2 protein-coding genes are annotated in these 1192 nt (G+C 51.7%); one reads left to right on the top strand and one right to left on the bottom strand.

Annotation, left to right across the window (positions count from 1 at the left end; translation table 11 throughout):
• Window positions 1-20: 20 nt before the first annotated feature.
• The gene (locus D6694_03700; protein RMH46297.1) at window positions 21-281 is read left to right on the top strand and encodes a hypothetical protein; all 261 of its coding nucleotides are present in this window, start codon (window positions 21-23) and stop codon (window positions 279-281) included.
• A 12-nt stretch (window positions 282-293) separates the two neighbouring features.
• Here the strand turns inward: D6694_03700 and D6694_03695 are convergent, their stop codons facing one another.
• Complete coding sequence (locus D6694_03695; GenBank protein ID RMH46296.1) at window positions 294-830, bottom strand: hypothetical protein; 537 nt, start codon at window positions 828-830, stop codon at window positions 294-296.
• Window positions 831-1192 lie beyond the last annotated feature (362 nt).

The following is a 1192-nucleotide window of genomic DNA, read 5'->3' as shown; positions in this document are numbered from 1 at the left end:
TGGATCGGTTTATTGAAGCAATGGTGCACATCAAGCATGAAATAGACAAAGTTGCCCGTGGTGAATGGGATGCCGACGATAATCCCCTGAAGCACGCACCACATACCATGGACGTGGTCACTGCTGACGAGTGGCCGCATGCCTATTCTCGCGAAGTGGCGGCCTTCCCAGTGCCAAGCCTACGGCATCACAAATTCTGGCCGTATGTTGGCCGGGTGGATGATGTCTATGGCGACCGCAATCTGATGTGTGCTTGTCCACCTATTGAGGCGTATCAATAACAGGCAGGGGGCTTAGGCCCCCTTGCTTTCATCCGCGTGATTGTGAACTTCTTCAATGACCACATCATCGCCCAGAGACTCAAGCGCTGTTTTCATAGCCGCCGTGCCCGTGGCTGATCCACTGGCGATAATCTCGGCATAGAACAACTCCTCATTGCCGAACGGCATGGGCTCACACCAGGTAATGAGTTCATCAAGCTGTAGTCCGACTTGATTGGCAATGTCCGCCACCTTGTGCACCAGACCGCGCCGGTTATTCGCCGTCATTTTGAGGCGGAAGCGCTCTTTGTTGTTCACCCATTCCGTCTGACTGACAGATAAATGCAAGGACAGCTCGTGCTGATCGGCAAAGTCTTCAATGGCGCTTTGCAAACTGGCGCTGTTTTCACGCGGGACAACGACGCTTAATATAGCCGCAAAGCGGCCTCCCATTTCGATCACGCGACTTTCCCGCCAGTCACCGTGATTGGCAAAGACCAAATTGGCCAAGTTGCGCAAACAATCCGGCTGTCGGTATCCCATCACGGTCACAATCCAATGGTCGGTCATACAGCTCACCTCCCAGTTTCTCAGACTATTAAGGTTTAGCACGTCGCACGCCAGAGTGCCAATTGACACGGTGCATTCATTGATCAAAAGCAACCTCTAGAGGTGAACAACGGGCGCTCAAAGACATACCAGGTGTGAATTTTTCACACAATTCGCAGTTTTTCATTGCCGAGTTGTGAAAAGGCGTTTTTATAATTTTCGCGCCTAGGGCAGCGTCGTTCCTTGGATATGCATTTGAACCGTTCATGTGACAAGGAGGCAATATGACAAACCTGTTCAAATGTCTAATCAGCACCCTGATGTTATTCGCCGCTTATGCTCATGCCACTGTTCGCGTCCTGCCGTGCGATACCTCTGGCTGC

Source organism: Gammaproteobacteria bacterium (assembly GCA_003696665.1).
In the GTDB taxonomy this organism is placed as follows: Bacteria; Pseudomonadota; Gammaproteobacteria; order Enterobacterales.
The sequence above is the reverse complement of the archived record's forward strand: the minus strand, read 5'-3'. Positions and strand labels throughout refer to the sequence as shown.